The organism is Acaryochloris sp. IP29b_bin.137 (assembly GCF_028285745.1).
Taxonomy (GTDB): Bacteria; Cyanobacteriota; Cyanobacteriia; order Thermosynechococcales; family Thermosynechococcaceae; genus Acaryochloris.
Genome location: NZ_JANQOP010000241.1, coordinates 1 through 14695, shown reverse-complemented (window position 1 = coordinate 14695; position 14695 = coordinate 1). Strand labels below are relative to the sequence as shown.

The 14695-nt window shown below is 48.5% G+C and carries 15 protein-coding genes; 11 read left to right on the top strand and 4 right to left on the bottom strand.

Annotated features, from left to right (window positions below; translation table 11 throughout):
• The first annotated feature begins 177 nt into the window (after positions 1–177).
• The 4 genes from Q0991_RS17135 to Q0991_RS17120 all read left to right on the top strand — a co-directional run bounded on the left by Q0991_RS17135 (position 178) and on the right by Q0991_RS17120 (position 2899).
• Complete coding sequence (locus Q0991_RS17135) at positions 178–744, top strand: hypothetical protein (RefSeq protein ID WP_299490530.1); 567 nt, start codon at positions 178–180, stop codon at positions 742–744.
• 125 nt (positions 745–869) lie between these two features.
• Positions 870–2168, top strand: coding sequence for a threonine synthase (gene thrC / locus Q0991_RS17130; protein WP_299490528.1), 1299 nt, complete (start codon positions 870–872; stop codon positions 2166–2168).
• Between the two features lie 44 nt (positions 2169–2212).
• Positions 2213–2488 (top strand): MoaD/ThiS family protein, encoded by a 276-nt coding sequence (locus Q0991_RS17125; protein ID WP_299490525.1) that lies wholly within the window; start codon positions 2213–2215, stop codon positions 2486–2488.
• 12 nt (positions 2489–2500) lie between these two features.
• The gene (locus Q0991_RS17120) at positions 2501–2899 is read left to right on the top strand and encodes a DUF2996 domain-containing protein (RefSeq protein WP_299490522.1); all 399 of its coding nucleotides are present in this window, start codon (positions 2501–2503) and stop codon (positions 2897–2899) included.
• A gap of 31 nt (positions 2900–2930) precedes the next feature.
• Here the strand turns inward: Q0991_RS17120 and Q0991_RS17115 are convergent, their stop codons facing one another.
• Together Q0991_RS17115 and Q0991_RS17110 are read right to left on the bottom strand one after the other, a co-directional pair.
• Positions 2931–3203: a hypothetical protein gene (locus Q0991_RS17115; RefSeq protein WP_299490520.1), complete on the bottom strand. Its 273-nt coding sequence runs from the start codon at positions 3201–3203 to the stop codon at positions 2931–2933.
• A 137-nt stretch (positions 3204–3340) separates the two neighbouring features.
• Complete coding sequence (locus Q0991_RS17110) at positions 3341–3724, bottom strand: hypothetical protein (protein ID WP_299490518.1); 384 nt, start codon at positions 3722–3724, stop codon at positions 3341–3343.
• Positions 3725–4280: 556 nt separating this feature from the next.
• Between Q0991_RS17110 and Q0991_RS17105 the strand changes: the two genes are divergently transcribed.
• The 4 genes from Q0991_RS17105 to Q0991_RS17090 all read left to right on the top strand — a co-directional run bounded on the left by Q0991_RS17105 (position 4281) and on the right by Q0991_RS17090 (position 7083).
• Positions 4281–4625 (top strand): hypothetical protein, encoded by a 345-nt coding sequence (locus Q0991_RS17105; RefSeq protein ID WP_299490516.1) that lies wholly within the window; start codon positions 4281–4283, stop codon positions 4623–4625.
• Positions 4626–4761: 136 nt separating this feature from the next.
• The gene (gene petL / locus Q0991_RS17100) at positions 4762–4854 is read left to right on the top strand and encodes a cytochrome b6-f complex subunit PetL (RefSeq protein WP_299490513.1); all 93 of its coding nucleotides are present in this window, start codon (positions 4762–4764) and stop codon (positions 4852–4854) included.
• 175 nt (positions 4855–5029) lie between these two features.
• Entirely contained in the window at positions 5030–6514 is a 1485-nt protein-coding gene (gene gatB, locus Q0991_RS17095) for an Asp-tRNA(Asn)/Glu-tRNA(Gln) amidotransferase subunit GatB (RefSeq protein ID WP_299490510.1), read from the top strand.
• Positions 6515–6636: 122 nt separating this feature from the next.
• Positions 6637–7083 carry a nucleoside deaminase gene (locus Q0991_RS17090; RefSeq protein ID WP_366524987.1) on the top strand — a complete coding sequence of 149 codons (447 nt, stop codon included), beginning with the start codon at positions 6637–6639 and terminating at the stop codon, positions 7081–7083.
• Positions 7084–7175: 92 nt separating this feature from the next.
• Here Q0991_RS17090 and murA read toward each other — a convergent pair whose 3' ends face one another.
• Entirely contained in the window at positions 7176–8510 is a 1335-nt protein-coding gene (gene murA, locus Q0991_RS17085) for a UDP-N-acetylglucosamine 1-carboxyvinyltransferase (protein ID WP_366524986.1), read from the bottom strand.
• 143 nt (positions 8511–8653) lie between these two features.
• On the opposite strand from murA, the gene Q0991_RS17080 reads away from it, so the two are divergent.
• The 3 genes from Q0991_RS17080 to Q0991_RS17070 all read left to right on the top strand — a co-directional run bounded on the left by Q0991_RS17080 (position 8654) and on the right by Q0991_RS17070 (position 13124).
• Positions 8654–9559, top strand: a complete 906-nt coding sequence (locus tag Q0991_RS17080) for an ABC transporter permease (protein WP_299490505.1) — start codon at positions 8654–8656, stop codon at positions 9557–9559.
• A 307-nt stretch (positions 9560–9866) separates the two neighbouring features.
• The gene (locus tag Q0991_RS17075; RefSeq protein WP_299490503.1) at positions 9867–12488 is read left to right on the top strand and encodes a chloride channel protein; all 2622 of its coding nucleotides are present in this window, start codon (positions 9867–9869) and stop codon (positions 12486–12488) included.
• A 135-nt stretch (positions 12489–12623) separates the two neighbouring features.
• Complete coding sequence (locus tag Q0991_RS17070; protein ID WP_299490500.1) at positions 12624–13124, top strand: hypothetical protein; 501 nt, start codon at positions 12624–12626, stop codon at positions 13122–13124.
• A gap of 82 nt (positions 13125–13206) precedes the next feature.
• On the opposite strand, the gene Q0991_RS17065 is transcribed toward Q0991_RS17070, so the two are convergent.
• Positions 13207–14679: an NADH-quinone oxidoreductase subunit M gene (locus Q0991_RS17065; RefSeq protein ID WP_299490498.1), complete on the bottom strand. Its 1473-nt coding sequence runs from the start codon at positions 14677–14679 to the stop codon at positions 13207–13209.
• Between the last annotated feature and the right edge of the window lie 16 nt (positions 14680–14695).

The following is a 14695-nucleotide window of genomic DNA, read 5'->3' as shown; positions in this document are numbered from 1 at the left end:
CTGTATTGTTTTCGTTTCTTACTCATGAATCACTCCTATCATTTTTTGAAGGATTCAGAGCTTAGATACCTGTCCGAATTTTAGGGTCCATTATAGATATAGATTGGTTTGGCTAACCTCAAAGGTTCTGAGGCATCTGCTTTACTATGAATTGAACGTTAGTTATGGCATATCACCATGGGAGAAGCAAAGCGCCGCAAGCAAATTTTAGGACGCACTTACGGCCAGGAATCCTTCATTCGGATTAAGGGAGACCGTCAATTCGAAGATCATTTTCAAAAGTTCTGCCAGGCTTGGGAGCAAAAATTAAAAGAGATTAGCCATTCTAATGATTCAGAGACTGAACTCTCTGAAGCCAAAATTCAAGAGAATGATCAGACCTTTCAAGCCTGGCTGACGCAATATCTACAGGATTACCGTCCCCAAGATCGAGAAAGACTGGTCGGAGGGTTATTGGACTTTCTCTATGCCGAGATGGAGAAACTAGACAACGAAGAAGATTCAGAAAAGCTACAGCAAAAGGTCTCTAACTGGGTTTTGGAAGCCATAACTCTATTCACATTGTTAAAGCCTCACCTAACCGATCAACAACAGCGGGACTATGCCCATCCGTTGCTCGAACTCTACGAAATCATGCTCAACGAAGTGAAGGATGAGATGGATGAAGCCCAACAAGAGGAAGCCCGAGCGTCCCTAGCAGAGATGTTTGCCGTTTGTTTAGATATTCCTGCAGTCGAAGAATAGAAAGGATTTTTGCTATACCCGACTAAAATAGTCTGGTATATTTGACGGTGTTTTGCCCCTGTGTTAGCATCTAGCGAATTGAACAGATGCGTTGTTGACGTATTCCTATCGAAGTTGCTAAACCCATGACTCAAACCCTGGCCAATCAATCCCACGGCTCTGCGCTGAAAGCACTGAAATGTAAAGAATGTGGCGCTGAGTATGAACTGCAAGCCACCCACGTTTGCGAATACTGCTTTGGTCCCCTAGAAGTCAGCTATGACTTCAGCCGCCTCAGCCAACCCATTACTCGCGAGAGTATTGAAGCCGGTCCTAACTCGATTTGGCGGTATCGCTCCTTCTTGCCTGTTGAGACGGATAACCCGATTGATGTGGGAACAGGGATGACCCCTTTGCTCAAGTCTCATCGATTGGCACGGCAATTGGGACTGGAAAATCTTTATATCAAGAACGACGCCGTCAACATGCCCACCCTCAGCTTTAAGGATCGGGTGGTATCGGTAGCGTTAACTCGGGCCCAAGAATTGGGGTTCTCTACCGTGTCCTGTGCCAGTACCGGTAATTTGGCAAACTCTACGGCTGCGATCGCAACCCGTGCGGGCCTCGATTGTTGTGTATTTATTCCAGCGGACTTAGAAGCGGGTAAGGTCATGGGTACCCTCATCTACGGTCCAACGGTGATGGCAGTTCAAGGCAACTACGATCAGGTCAATCGCCTCTGTTCAGAAGTCGCCAACACCCACGGTTGGGGCTTCGTCAACATCAATCTACGTCCTTACTATTCCGAAGGGTCCAAAACCCTTGGTTATGAAGTGGCGGAGCAACTGGGTTGGGAACTGCCAGATCACATTGTTGCCCCACTGGCTTCGGGATCGTTGTTCACCAAGATTTATAAGGGCTTCCGGGAATTCGTCGACAATGGCTTGGTCGATGACAAAGCGGTTCGGTTTAGCGGTGCCCAAGCGGAAGGCTGCTCTCCCATCGCTCAGGCCTACAAAGAAGATCGCGACTTTATAAATCCCGTCAAGCCCAACACGATTGCTAAATCCATTGCCATTGGTAACCCGGCGGATGGGGTGTATGCCATCGATATTGCCAAGAAGACCAATGGCACGATTGAGTCGGTTACCGATGCTGAGATTGTCGAAGGCATGAAGTTACTGGCGGAGACCGAAGGCATCTTTACGGAAACAGCCGGTGGAACCACCATCGCCGTCCTTAAGAAGCTTGTGGACGCTGGCAAGATTAACCCCGATGAAAAGACCGTGGTGTACATTACTGGCAATGGCCTCAAGACTCAAGAAGCAGTCCAAGGCTATATTGGGCAGCCCTTTGCAATTGAGCCTAAACTTGATAGCTTTGAGCGCGCCCTAGAGCGGTCTCGCACCCTCGATCGGTTGGATTGGCAACCTGTGCTCGTTTAGATTGCTGACTGGTTAAGTTGTTTCTTTATTTTCAGTTGATCCCTATGTCCGTTACAGTCCTTATCCCTACCCCGCTGCAAAAGCTGACCAAAAATCAGGCCACCGTCGAATGCGACGGCGGTAGTATCGGTGAATTGCTGGAGTCCTTGGAGCAAAATTGCCCCGGAATTAAAGCCCGTCTCTGTGATGAGCAGGGAGAATTGCGCCGCTTCGTCAACTTTTATGTAAATAATGAAGATATCCGTTTTTTAGAAGGGCAACAAACGGCCCTTAAAGACGGTGATGAAGTGAGTATCATTCCTGCGATCGCAGGGGGGTAAACCAACAAACCTATGGCAGAAGCAGACAAGAAAGCCGCTGACGCAGCACCTGCAGCGAAACCCAAAGAGAAAAAGCCCAAGCTGGAAGATAAGCCCTTTGCCGAGTTTATTCAGCAAGATTACCTTCCAGCCCTAGAGAAAGCCTTAGCTGCTAAAGATATTAGCGATCTACAGCTAAACTTTGCCGATAACAATATCACCGGCGAATGGTTAAACGGCACTCGCCAGTTTACGGTGTACTTCCCAGAAGGCGATATCAAAAAGCAACGCGCTTTTTCCTGGTCGAATACGGGTAGCAACCCCAGCACCATCGAACCCTTTTTAGGCGATGAGCGGAAGATCACTCTCGACTTACTCGTATTTGGGGTAATTCAACGACTCAACGCTCAAAAATGGCTCGGCGGGAATTAGTATTCTTCAAAGCGCCTTCAAAAAGTGTGAGCTAACAGAGCAGCGTTTTAGGCGACCAAACATTCGCAGTGTGAAAACTCTTCGCAACCAAACGTTTGTCTGATGCAATATGGATTCCCTCAAACGGAATAAACCAAGCGTTTTCTATAATCTCGTCCAGTTGATCGTAGGCAAGTAAATAGTTAAATTGGGCTGGATACTGAACGACCTCAACTGACAAAACCAGTGACAGGTGCTCTGCTAGGGACTCAAATACCCAACTACCGGATCCACCACACAGGGTGCCAACCTCTGAAGGAAGCATCCTATTGCCTTAACAGACTAATTTGCCAGAATGATTCTTTAAGTTTGTCATCTTTACATGTGATGATTCGGCTTATTTATCAGAGGTCTCCTGCTCCACCACAATGGTTATGCTGATAGAGCTTGCATTAGAGTCTACTATCCGCGCTTAGAGATACAAGGCGTAAAGTACGGGGACAATTCGGGTGGCATAGCTTTGGGATCGCTCTTGATGCTGGCTTGTGCTTTCGTGAAGATACGAATGGCTTGCATTTGCGGATGATGCTGCTGCATTTGTGAAATAGAACATTGGCAAATCTCTGTGGCTTGATCAGCCATCTCTTCCTCCGCTTCCTGCAATTTTTTGGTGCATTCGTAGGTGTATAAACGCACGAGATGGGGACTATAGGTATATTTTGCAGATGCCGTTGAGGTAGAGTTTGTGGGGAGGGCATTTGCTCGGTTGGGTGACAGGAATCCGGCACAGCCTATACTACTGGCAACAGCAAGCGTAATAGACAATGTGCGAAGGGAGTGACTCATATAACTTCTCCAGTAAGCAAAACAGATCAAAACGTAGCACCAAGGAGTCGGTCTTTTACCAGACTTGAATTATCTCAATCTCTGTAATGGGGCGTAGTTGATAATTCATCCATTTAATCCTTCTATGGGATTAATCGCTAATTAAATTAAGAAACTTAGAGGATATTTGACACATTTCATCATATTTTTCTTTACCCCTAGAACGATGTGCCTCATCCTTAGGATGTTCCCAAAAAACTGAAAATTCAGCATTTATGACAATATTTTAAAGTTGGGATTGTTTGCCAAAAGATGCTGTAAGCGCTTCAGAGAGAGATGGGTAAAATGGCCTTAATCGTTGATGAATCAGGGCGTTGCTCCTCTTAAGCATGAGCACAATATACGCGCCGTAAAGCCTGGAGTCTGTCACAGCTGTCCTTAATACTTGGCAATCGGGCTTGGGTTGATTTTAAAAACGCTATCAACTCTCCCATACAGTATCGAATTTCGTAGAGATAAGCTGTCCATCCCCAGGTACTATTGAAGAGCACAGTCACCTTGATTGGTTGTCCCCGCTATGTCTTCTGCCTTCAAGTTAAATTTAGTCGAAGGGTCGGTTACGTTTAGTTTTAGCCCTGAAGCGGCCCAAGCGTTCAAAGCTGAGATTGCGGCCCTAAAGAAAAGTCTGGCGGCAGTGGCGGCCCAAACGCCTGGGGAGAAGGGAAAACCCCAACCTTCGATGGAATATCAATATACCGGAGACGTCTTCTTTGAGTGCTTTTGCAACCCCAATATTTGGCCCAGCCCTTTTGCAGCAAAAGTCTTGATTACTGTGCGAGATGATCGGATCCGTCTCACAACTGAGGCTGAATTAACCCGAACCATTGAAGACTTAAATGAATTTATCGAGGCACATGCTTGATTTAGGTTTGTCCTTCTTTTGGAAGTAAGGATTCGGGCTAGCCAAATTTGGACAGGTGGGATTGCCATCCGATAAGCTACTCAAGGGTAGGGACTTTTCTACTGTCGCTTTCCAATTGTAGTTATGAGGTATCACCATGGGTTTTATTGCCTACATCCTGTTTCTCAGCCTGTTTACAGGGATCGCTCTGGGCCTATACTACGGGCTCAAAGCCGTCAAACTGATCTAAAACAGAGGATGTGCCTCACGCTTGGGGAGATTCCCCAAGCGAGTTGCGATCAGGATGATGCCATGGGTTGTGGGGAGAATGCAGCGTTATACCGGGTGCGATCGCACCTGCAAGTCCTTCTCCGCCCCAAACCTTTTAGAATAGGGAGAAGTTATTGCATTAAGGCACACGCTACATGGTCACTAAGGCTCCTGCGAAGACTGAATATGAAGCAGTCATTGGTTTAGAAACCCACTGCCAGCTCAGCACTGCCACCAAAATCTTTTGTAACTGCTCCACGGCCTTTGGCGCGGATCCCAATCATCAAGTTTGCTCCGTGTGTATGGGGATGCCTGGCGTGTTACCAGTCCTCAATCAAACCGTTTTAGAATACGCTGTCAAGGCGGGACGTGCCCTCAACTGTGAGATTGCCAAATACAGTAAGTTTGATCGAAAACAATACTTTTATCCCGATCTACCCAAAAACTATCAAATTTCTCAGTTTGACTTACCCATTGCTGAGCATGGTTGGTTAGAAGTTGAAATCGTCGATGAGCAAGGGAAAGCGACCCGCAAAAAGATTGGCATTACCCGTCTCCATATGGAAGAAGATGCGGGCAAACTGGTGCATGGTGGTAGCGATCGCCTGGCAGGGTCCACTCATTCCCTCGTTGATTTCAATCGAACCGGGGTTCCTCTGATTGAAATTGTTTCGGAACCAGATATGCGCACGGGGGTAGAAGCGGCTGAATATGCCCAAGAGCTGCGGCGTATTGTCCGATATCTTGGTGTTAGTGACGGCAATATGCAAGAAGGTTCGCTGCGGTGTGATGTCAATATTTCCGTGCGTCCTCGGGGCCAAAAGGAATTTGGCACAAAAGTAGAAATCAAGAATATGAACTCCTTTAGTGCCATTCAGCGAGCCATTGATTACGAAATTGCTCGTCAAGTCGAAGCCATTGAATCGGGTGAGCCCATTCTTCAAGAGACACGACTGTGGGAAGAAGGGGCACAACGCACCATTAGCATGCGCAGTAAAGAGGGCTCCAGTGACTATCGGTATTTCCCTGAGCCAGACCTGACGCCCATTGAAGTTGCCCCCAGTCTGCTGAAGCAATGGCAATCCGAGTTGCCCGAACTCCCTGCAGCCAAACGCCATCGGTATGAAGAAGAAATTGGACTGTCTCCCTATGACACCCGCATCCTCACCGATGATCATGGGATTTCCCAATATTTTGAAACAACCTTAGGGGCAGGGGCTGCCGCTAAACAAGCCGCTAACTGGATTATGGGAGATATTACCGGATATTTAAATAACGAAAACTTATCCATTACCGATATTGCCCTCACCCCAGAAGCACTAGCAGAACTGATTCAACTGATCGAAGCCAACACCATCAGTGGCAAAATTGCGAAAGAGCTATTGCCAGAGCTGCTGACCAAAGGCGGTTTTCCTAAAAAGTTAGTTGAGAAGAAAGGGCTCACGCAGATTTCGGATGCTGCTACTCTGGAGTCTCTGATTGATGAAGTATTGGCCGATCACCCCCAAGAACTAGAGCAGTACCGCAACGGAAAAACTAAACTGCAGGGCTTTTTTATGGGACAAGTGATGAAGCGTACCAGCGGGCGAGCAGATCCGAAAGCCACGAATCAGATGCTGGCTAAAAAGCTTAAAGGTTAGATGGTTCCAGCCCTAATATCAGCAGTTTTGAGGCTTTGAGTCGATATGGATCTTGAAGTGCTTAAACTCGGGATGGTCTTTATATGAGCACACCAATCCTTGTATAAACACACTAAAAGATGATGACTCACGACCCATTTATGGAGGCAGCCATCCAAGAGGCCAAGCTAGGACTTGCTGCTGGAGGTATTCCCATTGGCTCAGTTGTGGTGAAAGGTGAAACCATTGTCGGTCGTGGTCATAATTTAAGAGTGCAGCGGAACAGTGCCATCTTCCATGCTGAAATGAGTGCCTTAGAAACGATTGGCCGTAAACCGGCTTCGTTTTATCAAGACGTGACGTTATACACCACGCTTTCTCCTTGCAGCATGTGCTCTGGGGCTATTTTGCTTTATAAAATCCCCAATGTGGTGATTGGAGAACATCAAACCTTTATGGGAGAAGAAGCATTGCTTCAATCCCATGGCGTTACCCTCACGGTGCTGGATGATCTGGCCTGTATCCAGATGATGAAAGATTTTATTAAAGGTGCGCCTCAACTTTGGTATGAGGATATTGGGGTGGTCTAGCTGCGACTTTGGCAGGATACCCTACTCCCGAGTAGACATGGGATAGGGACTCGGGGGTTGAGTTCAACGTACGATAAGGCGCAATTTGGACTCTAGGCTTCTACAGTTGGGACTCGCTCAATCCGGGCTCCCAAATCTCGCAACTTTTGCTCAAAGTTGGCATACCCTCTATCCAAATGTTGCAAACCGGAAATACTGGTTTTTCCATTGGCCGCTAAAGCCGCAACAGCCAATGCCGCCGTTGCCCGCAAATCAGTCCCAGTGACAGGGGCACCAGATAAGAAGGGTACGCCCTGAATCACAGCAACATTGCCCTTAACTTTAATATCTGCGCCCATCCGAACCAATTCAGGAACATGACCGAGGCGGTTTTCAAATACAGTCTCTGTTACTACACTACTGCCTTGACTCAAGGTAAGAAGGGCCATAAAAAGTGACTGCAGATCGGTCGGGAAACCTGGATAGGGTAGTGTCTCTATTTCAGTTCCTGTATGGACTCCTTTGGATTGGATTCTCAAGCCACGATTGGCATCAGGCGTAAGTTGGAAGCCAACTTCTTTGAGCTTGGCGGTTACAGCACTTAGGTGTTCGGGGACGACAGACTCTAGAAGGATATCGGAATGCGTAATCGCTCCGGCCATCAGAAAGGTCCCTGCTTCGATGCGATCGGGAACGATATCATAATCCGTGGCGTGTAGATTGGGAACGCCAGAGATAGTGATTGTTTTGGTGCCTGCACCGGAGATTTTCGCTCCCATAGAACGACAGAAATTAGCGAGATCGATCACTTCCGGTTCTTGGGCAGCGTTATCTAGGATGGTTTCACCTTCAGCCAGGGTTGCAGCCATCATTAAGGTTTCAGTTGCGCCCACACTGGGGTAGTCCAAATAAATTTTGGCTCCCTTCAGCTGAGACGCATAGGCATGCACTACACCATGTTCAATATACACTTGTGCCCCCAGTTGCTTGAGCCCTCGAACATGGATTTCGACCGGGCGGGCACCAATGGCACAGCCTCCTGGAAGAGGGACTTTCGCCACTCCCATACGCGCAAGCAATGGACCAATAGCAAAAAAGCTGGCCCGCAATTTGCTGACGAGTTCATAGGGGGCATCGGTGGAGGTTAGATTCGTGGGATCAAGTTCTAATGTGTCGATGCTTTGCTTAATCTTGACCCCCAGGGATTCAAGAATCCTGGTCATTCCCTGGATATCCGCTAGGGAGGGAACATTTTGGAGGCGGCAGGGCTCTGAACACAGAAGGGCGCCAGCCATAAGGACTAATGCAGAGTTTTTGGCACCACTGATTTTGACTTTGCCTTCCAGCGGCGTTCCTCCCCAAATTTCCAGGATCGAGGATTGCGATTTTGCCAAGGCAGGTTGATCCACTATGCTAACGGGGGAAGAAACGGTTTTTAGAGTATTCAATAGCCTACACCACACCAAAATTTGCAGGGGAATGTGGTCTAGAGTGTACCCTAAAATCGCCCAAAGAATCAGAACTTTTGTAACATTTACCTTGTTTTTTGTATCAATCTTGGTGCATCGTCCGCTGAATATCAATTTTGCCCATGACCTCGACTAAACTCTGGCCACAGTTGTTTCGGTTTCCGCGTCGCGCCAGTTTATCTTTTTGGTTAATGGTTGCGGGAATTCTGATTACGCTTTTCTTTGTCGTGATTGCCGTGCTTGCACCGACCTTAGAACAGTGGAATTGGATTCAAGACCCGACCCCAACCAGTATTCTGGACAATAATCCCCACAGTCCTCCTTCATCTGAGCACTGGTTTGGGACCGACAAGCTGGGCTATGACGTGTTTGCTCGCACTCTCTATGGTGCCCGAGCCGCTTTACAGGTTGTCGTAGCGGCCACCCTATTTAGCGTTGTCTTTGGCGTCATATTGGGGCTGCTAAGTGGTTATCTCGGCGGGTGGGTGGATCGCTTTTTACTCTTCTTGATGGACTCGATTTACGCGATTCCTGGTCTTCTAATTGCAGTGACCTTGTCTTTTTCAATTGGTGAAGCCGCGCGAGGGGTTCCGAGTGCTGCTGCCGCGCTGGGAGTAGCCTATGTTCCCAAGTACTATCGCGTTGTCCGTAACCATACGGTAAGCATTAAAACGGAGTTGTTTATGGAGGCGGCGAGGGCTTTGGGCGCCTCGCCCTGGCGAATTATTTCTCGGTATCTCTTTGGGAATGTGATTCAAAGTGTGCCCGTGCTGTTTTCTCTCAATGCTGCCGATTCAGTACTGACGCTGGGTGCCCTTGGCTTTTTAGGGTTAGGCTTACCTGCTGAAATCCCAGAATGGGGGTATGACCTTAAGGTTGCCTTGGAGGGATTTACGGGAGAAGTGTGGTGGACGACTCTCTTCCCAGGGTTAGCAATGGCTTTACTCTCAGTGGGACTATCTTTAGCCAGCGAAGGCCTCAGTGAGTACTTTAATCCCCAACAACGACAAGATGCGGTTAAGCCGTAACAGCCACGGTAGAATAATTGCACTGCGGGGCAAAGATATCTAGAGCATTCTGCGAGTGGGGTCTCTTTCTCCCGCGTAGTCTCACCAATCACGGCTCAACGGGCATCAAGATGGGGTTTTCGGCGTTGTGTGATCCTGGCATTGGGGATGCGATCGCATCCCCGATGGGTGCACAAATGCGAATTGGCCTCAATGGAGCAATCTGGGGCAATCCATTATGTCCTGATCCTGACGTCTCACAGGTTTGGATTCATCGATACTGCCCAAGCGAGGGTCCCCATAAGCCTTCGCCCGTAGACTGTCTCAGATGAGGTCAAGTCCGGCATTGCAACCCCTCCGCTACCTCACCCAATCCAAGCGTTTTGCCATTCTTGAAGCCTGTTTAATCGGCCTAGTCTCTGGATTAGCTGCGGTTGCCCTACAGGATGGGATTGGTTGGCTAGGGGGATGGCGCGTCTATTATGCTAGCCGTTTCTCTGCACCGTTGCTATTGCCCATCATTGGCTTGGTTGGCGGCTTTATTTCTGGCTTATTGATAGAAACGGTTGCCCCAGATGCACAGGGTAGCGGCATTCCCCAAGTGAAAGCTGTCCTTGCTCAGTTTCCCATTACCCTGAACTGGCAGGTCGCGTTGGTGAAGTGGGCAAGTGGCATTACTGCCTTAGGTACAGGCTTAACCCTCGGTCGCCAAGGACCCACCGTACAACTGGGGGCTGCTTTAGCTGCACAACTGAGCTATTGGTTTCCCACAGCCCCCGATCATAGACGTCAAATGATTGCGGCAGGAGCAGGCGCTGGTCTGGCAGCAGGATTTTCAGCGCCCATTGCTGGCGTTTTGTTTATTGTCGAAGCGCTACTCCATGATTTATCCGGTTTGACCCTAGGCACGGCAATTCTGTCTTCATTTATTGGCGCAGTCGTTGCCCATGTCCTAGGCGGACAGAATCTATCCATTAACTTCGAGCAGATTACGGCTGCTACCAGTTTCTCCGTACCTGAAATTCCTTTTTTTATTGTTCTTGGTCTACTGGCAGGGGGACTAGGAGCCGTCTTTAATCAGGGCTTGCTTCTGAGTGTTGCGGCAAATCGCCGCATTAAGATTCTAGGATTACCCTGGCGAATTGGCATAGCAGGCGGTATCTGTGGCTTGGTGATCGGGCAATTGCCCAGCATTTTCCAAGACTATACGGGGCTTAGGAACCTGTTAGGAGCAGGCAATGTCAGTTGGCACCTCGCTTTAACCGCCTTGGTCGTCCAATTTGTTTTAACACTGATCGCCTATGGCTCCGGGGCACCTGGAGGACTATTCGCACCTAGCTTGGTTATGGGCGCAGCCCTGGGGAATCTTGTGGGGTTAGGACAAGTCAGTTTGCTGGGGGCAGGCTTGCCAACTACCTATGCCTTTGTGGGGATGGGGGCTTTTTTCGGGGCGGTCAGTCGCGTCCCGGTCACCGGTATTGTAATTATTTTTGAAATTACCCGGGACTTTAACCTGGTCCTCCCCCTGATGATCAGCTCAGTGGTGGCCTATTTGGCAGCAGATCAAGTCAGCCAAAGTTCCATTTATGATTTGCTCCTGCAACAACAGGGCATTCAATTGCAACAGGCCACCCCATCAGCCCAGAGAATGTTGGATGCCTTGACCGCTGAAGATATTATGCAGCGAAAAGTAGAAACGCTGCCGAGCTATCTTCCTTTGGATGAAGCCCGAATCATTTTTGCCCGCTCCCATCATCGAGGATTTCCGATCGTTGAGAATCGACGGTTAGTGGGGATTTTGAGCCAAACGGATCTCAATCGAGTCTCACAGCAAGAACACCCTGGAGATACCCTTATTCAGGAGATTATGACCCCCCAACCTTTGACCGTCCCTCCTGCGGCTTCCCTATCTGATGTCCTGTATATTTTGAATCGATCTCGGATTAGTCGTCTTCCAGTTACAGATGGACGGAAGTTAGTGGGCATCATCACTCGGGCCGACATTATCCGTGCTGAGTTTGATCACATCACGAGCCAAAAACAGAAAGATCAGCCATCTTTTGCCCCTACCTATGGGATCTATCTCACCCGCGCTCCTGCAACCGGTGCAGGCAGGATTCTTTTACCCTTAGCCAATCCTGAAACCGCTGAAACCCTATTGAAATTCGCTGTTGTGATGGCACAAGCCCTAAACTATGAATTAGAGTGCCTGCATATCATTCGCGTCCCCCGGAATCAAGTACCGACTGAGACCCCTGTGCAAACCACAAGTGGCAGGCGACTGCTGCAAAAAGCTGTTCGGTATGGGCAACAGCATCAGGTGTCTGTTCATACGCAGATTCGAGTGGCCCAGGATATTGCCCAAGCGATCTTAGAAACAGAACAACATGAACATATCGATCTCCTGCTAATGGGTTGGCAAGGTCAATTCTTTACGGGGGGGCAAATTGGCAACCCAACGGTGCGTACAATTCTGCGGCAGGCCAAGAGCCAAGTTTTAGTGATTCGCCCTGCTTCAAACTTTGAAGCAGGGAAGATGCATCGTTGGCTGATTCCCGTCGCTGGCGGGCCAAATGCCCAGCAAGCGATTCAACTCCTACCTGCCCTGACTCCAATTAGCTCAACTTCTGCAATTAAGTTATTTCAGGTCTATCCACCAACGACTGATATTCCAGATCAATTACTCCTCGCTCGCTATAGGGACTATCTCAAACAGCAATGTCCAAACAGTGTCATCAACCATACCCAAATTTGTGCCCAAAATGTGGCGGATGCAATTGTAGAGTTAGCACGTCTCCAACAAACCGATATTATTGTGATCGGAGCGAGTCCGACTGGTTTTTTGCAACAAGCCCTCAAAGGGAACCTTCCTATGACCATTGCCCAAGGAACGGATGCAACGATCATTCTAGTCAAAAGGTCTGACACGATGAGCTTAGAACAGATGTAAGCCCCAAATCCTATAGAAGGGGTCGGAACACTCCCTCCGTCTTCTGAATCATGAGTATCAAGTTGGCAATAGGCACAGTTGAAGATGGCAAAACGAAGAAAAAGGCGACGACGTTCAATTTGGAGTCTCGTTTTTTTGTTAACCCTATGGAGTGTTTTTCTGGGATGGGGACTCTCGCAAATCCAAGCCTCCACTGCATCTGAACCCATACCACTTGCCCAAAGCGCCGCTTCGACTATTGGCAGCGTTGATGCTGTTCCTCCCCAGTTAAAACGAGGAGAACAGCTTTACCGTCAACGATGTGGGACGTGCCATATCGCTTTGCCGCCGCAAGTGTTGCCTAGCCAAACCTGGCGAGCCTTGCTCCCTGAGACCAATCATTATGGTGTGGTTTTACCAGAATTCCAAAATCCTGAATTGACTGAAACGTGGGCATATGTGAGTTTTTTTTCACGTCCGATGAAAGAGGATGGACTTCGTCCGATTCCCTATCAAGTCCGGCGCTCTGTGTTCTTTAAGGTTTTGCATCCAGATGTCGAATTTCCGCAACTGGTTACGCCTGAGACCTGCATTCAATGTCACCCAGGCGTCTCCGAATTGAACTTTAGACAACTCAGTCCTGAGTGGGAAAAGTAAGAAGTAGCAGATACAAATAATCCCAGAACGCTTTTTGTCTAAGCATCCTGGGATTATTTGGAAAAATGCAAGGGCTTTTGACTTACATCAATGCGCCGCCGATATTAGCCAGTAACTCCTGCAAGGTGGGCACAAAGAAGCTGAGGATATATCGCGGATAGATACCAATGCCCAGCGTGATAATTAGCAGTGGCACCAGGGTCACCACCTCACGGGTATTGATATCAGGCAAGCCTTCCCACTTGGGATTGGCGGGTCCCAAAAGCACCCGTCGGACCATAAATAGGAGATAAGACGCCGCCAGAATAATCCCCATGCAAGCACAGGCGGTATACAGCTTGCTGTACTCGTAAGAGCCTAGCAAGACCAGAAACTCACTGACAAAGCCACTCAAGCCGGGTAGACCCAGAGAGGCAAGGGAGAAGAATACTAACAGACCTGAGTAAACCGGCAGTTGAGCATTCAGTCCGCCGAAAGCGTTCATGTCACGGGTATGGGCTCGGTCATAAATCACGCCCACCAACAAGAACAAGGCGCCAGTGATTACACCATGGCTGAACATTTGCAGCATGGCACCATTGAACCCGTTGGTGGAAAACGCTGCTAGCCCTAGCAGCACAAACCCCATATGGCTGATGCTAGAATAGGCCACCATTTTTTTGAAGTCGGTCTGGGCTAGAGCAACAAATCCGCCATAGACAATACCGATGGCCGCCAAAATAGCGAGATAAGGCCGGAACCAGTTGGCCGCTTCTGGCAGAATGGGAAAGCTGAATCGGAAAAACCCATAGGTTCCCATTTTGAGTAACACACCCGCCAGAATGACGCTGATGGGAGTAGGCGCTTCCACGTGAGCATCGGGTAGCCAGGTATGAAAAGGAAAGGTAGGAACTTTAACCGCAAAGCCCACAAACAGAGCCAAAAAGACAACTTTTTGGAAGCCAAAGCTAAAGTCTTGGGCCACCAGCTCCATAATGTTGAAGGTGTGGGGGGTGGAGTTAAAGTACATCCCCAAAATACCCACTAACATCAACAAGCTACCGGCAAAGGTATACAGGAAGAATTTCATCGCTGCATACTCTTTCCTGGGACCGCCCCAAATTCCAATTAGGAAGTACATGGGGACAAGGACCACTTCCCAAAAGACATAAAACAAAATCATGTCTAGGGCCAGGAAGGTGCCCATCATGCCTGTAACGAGAAACAGGTACAGACAGTAGTATTCCTTTTCTCGCTTTTTGATACTGAAGGAACCAATACTCGCTAGGGTCGAGATTAAAGCAGTCAAGACCACCATTGGGAAGCTAATCCCATCGGTACCTAGTAAGTAATAGACATTGAGCTGGGGAATCCACAGGGCTTTTTCCACCAGCTGATAACCCGTTTGGTTGGGGTCGAATTGGAGAAATGCTGCAAACGTAAGCGCACTCACCAGGGCCATATTGGCCAAAGAAATCCACTTGTAAAGGCCTTCTTGAGCCTTAGGGAGCAAAAGGATTATTGCCACCCCAACGAGCGGGGAAAATATTATCAAGGATAAAAGATGAGATGCCATACAACTCCTCTCTGAG

What these genes read in the sequence shown, in the direction of transcription:
- Q0991_RS17065 (WP_299490498.1), bottom strand. Translation starts at nt 14,679, where the DNA reads ATGGCATCTCATCTTTTATCCTTGATAATATTTTCCCCGCTCGTTGGG.
- Q0991_RS17110 (WP_299490518.1), bottom strand. Translation starts at nt 3,724, where the DNA reads ATGAGTCACTCCCTTCGCACATTGTCTATTACGCTTGCTGTTGCCAGT.
- Q0991_RS17090 (WP_366524987.1), top strand. Translation starts at nt 6,637, where the DNA reads ATGACTCACGACCCATTTATGGAGGCAGCCATCCAAGAGGCCAAGCTA.
- Q0991_RS17125 (WP_299490525.1), top strand. Translation starts at nt 2,213, where the DNA reads ATGTCCGTTACAGTCCTTATCCCTACCCCGCTGCAAAAGCTGACCAAA.
- Q0991_RS17120 (WP_299490522.1), top strand. Translation starts at nt 2,501, where the DNA reads ATGGCAGAAGCAGACAAGAAAGCCGCTGACGCAGCACCTGCAGCGAAA.
- Q0991_RS17135 (WP_299490530.1), top strand. Translation starts at nt 178, where the DNA reads ATGGGAGAAGCAAAGCGCCGCAAGCAAATTTTAGGACGCACTTACGGC.
- petL (WP_299490513.1), top strand. Translation starts at nt 4,762, where the DNA reads ATGGGTTTTATTGCCTACATCCTGTTTCTCAGCCTGTTTACAGGGATC.
- gatB (WP_299490510.1), top strand. Translation starts at nt 5,030, where the DNA reads ATGGTCACTAAGGCTCCTGCGAAGACTGAATATGAAGCAGTCATTGGT.
- Q0991_RS17115 (WP_299490520.1), bottom strand. Translation starts at nt 3,203, where the DNA reads ATGCTTCCTTCAGAGGTTGGCACCCTGTGTGGTGGATCCGGTAGTTGG.
- Q0991_RS17080 (WP_299490505.1), top strand. Translation starts at nt 8,654, where the DNA reads ATGACCTCGACTAAACTCTGGCCACAGTTGTTTCGGTTTCCGCGTCGC.
- thrC (WP_299490528.1), top strand. Translation starts at nt 870, where the DNA reads ATGACTCAAACCCTGGCCAATCAATCCCACGGCTCTGCGCTGAAAGCA.
- Q0991_RS17075 (WP_299490503.1), top strand. Translation starts at nt 9,867, where the DNA reads ATGAGGTCAAGTCCGGCATTGCAACCCCTCCGCTACCTCACCCAATCC.
- Q0991_RS17105 (WP_299490516.1), top strand. Translation starts at nt 4,281, where the DNA reads ATGTCTTCTGCCTTCAAGTTAAATTTAGTCGAAGGGTCGGTTACGTTT.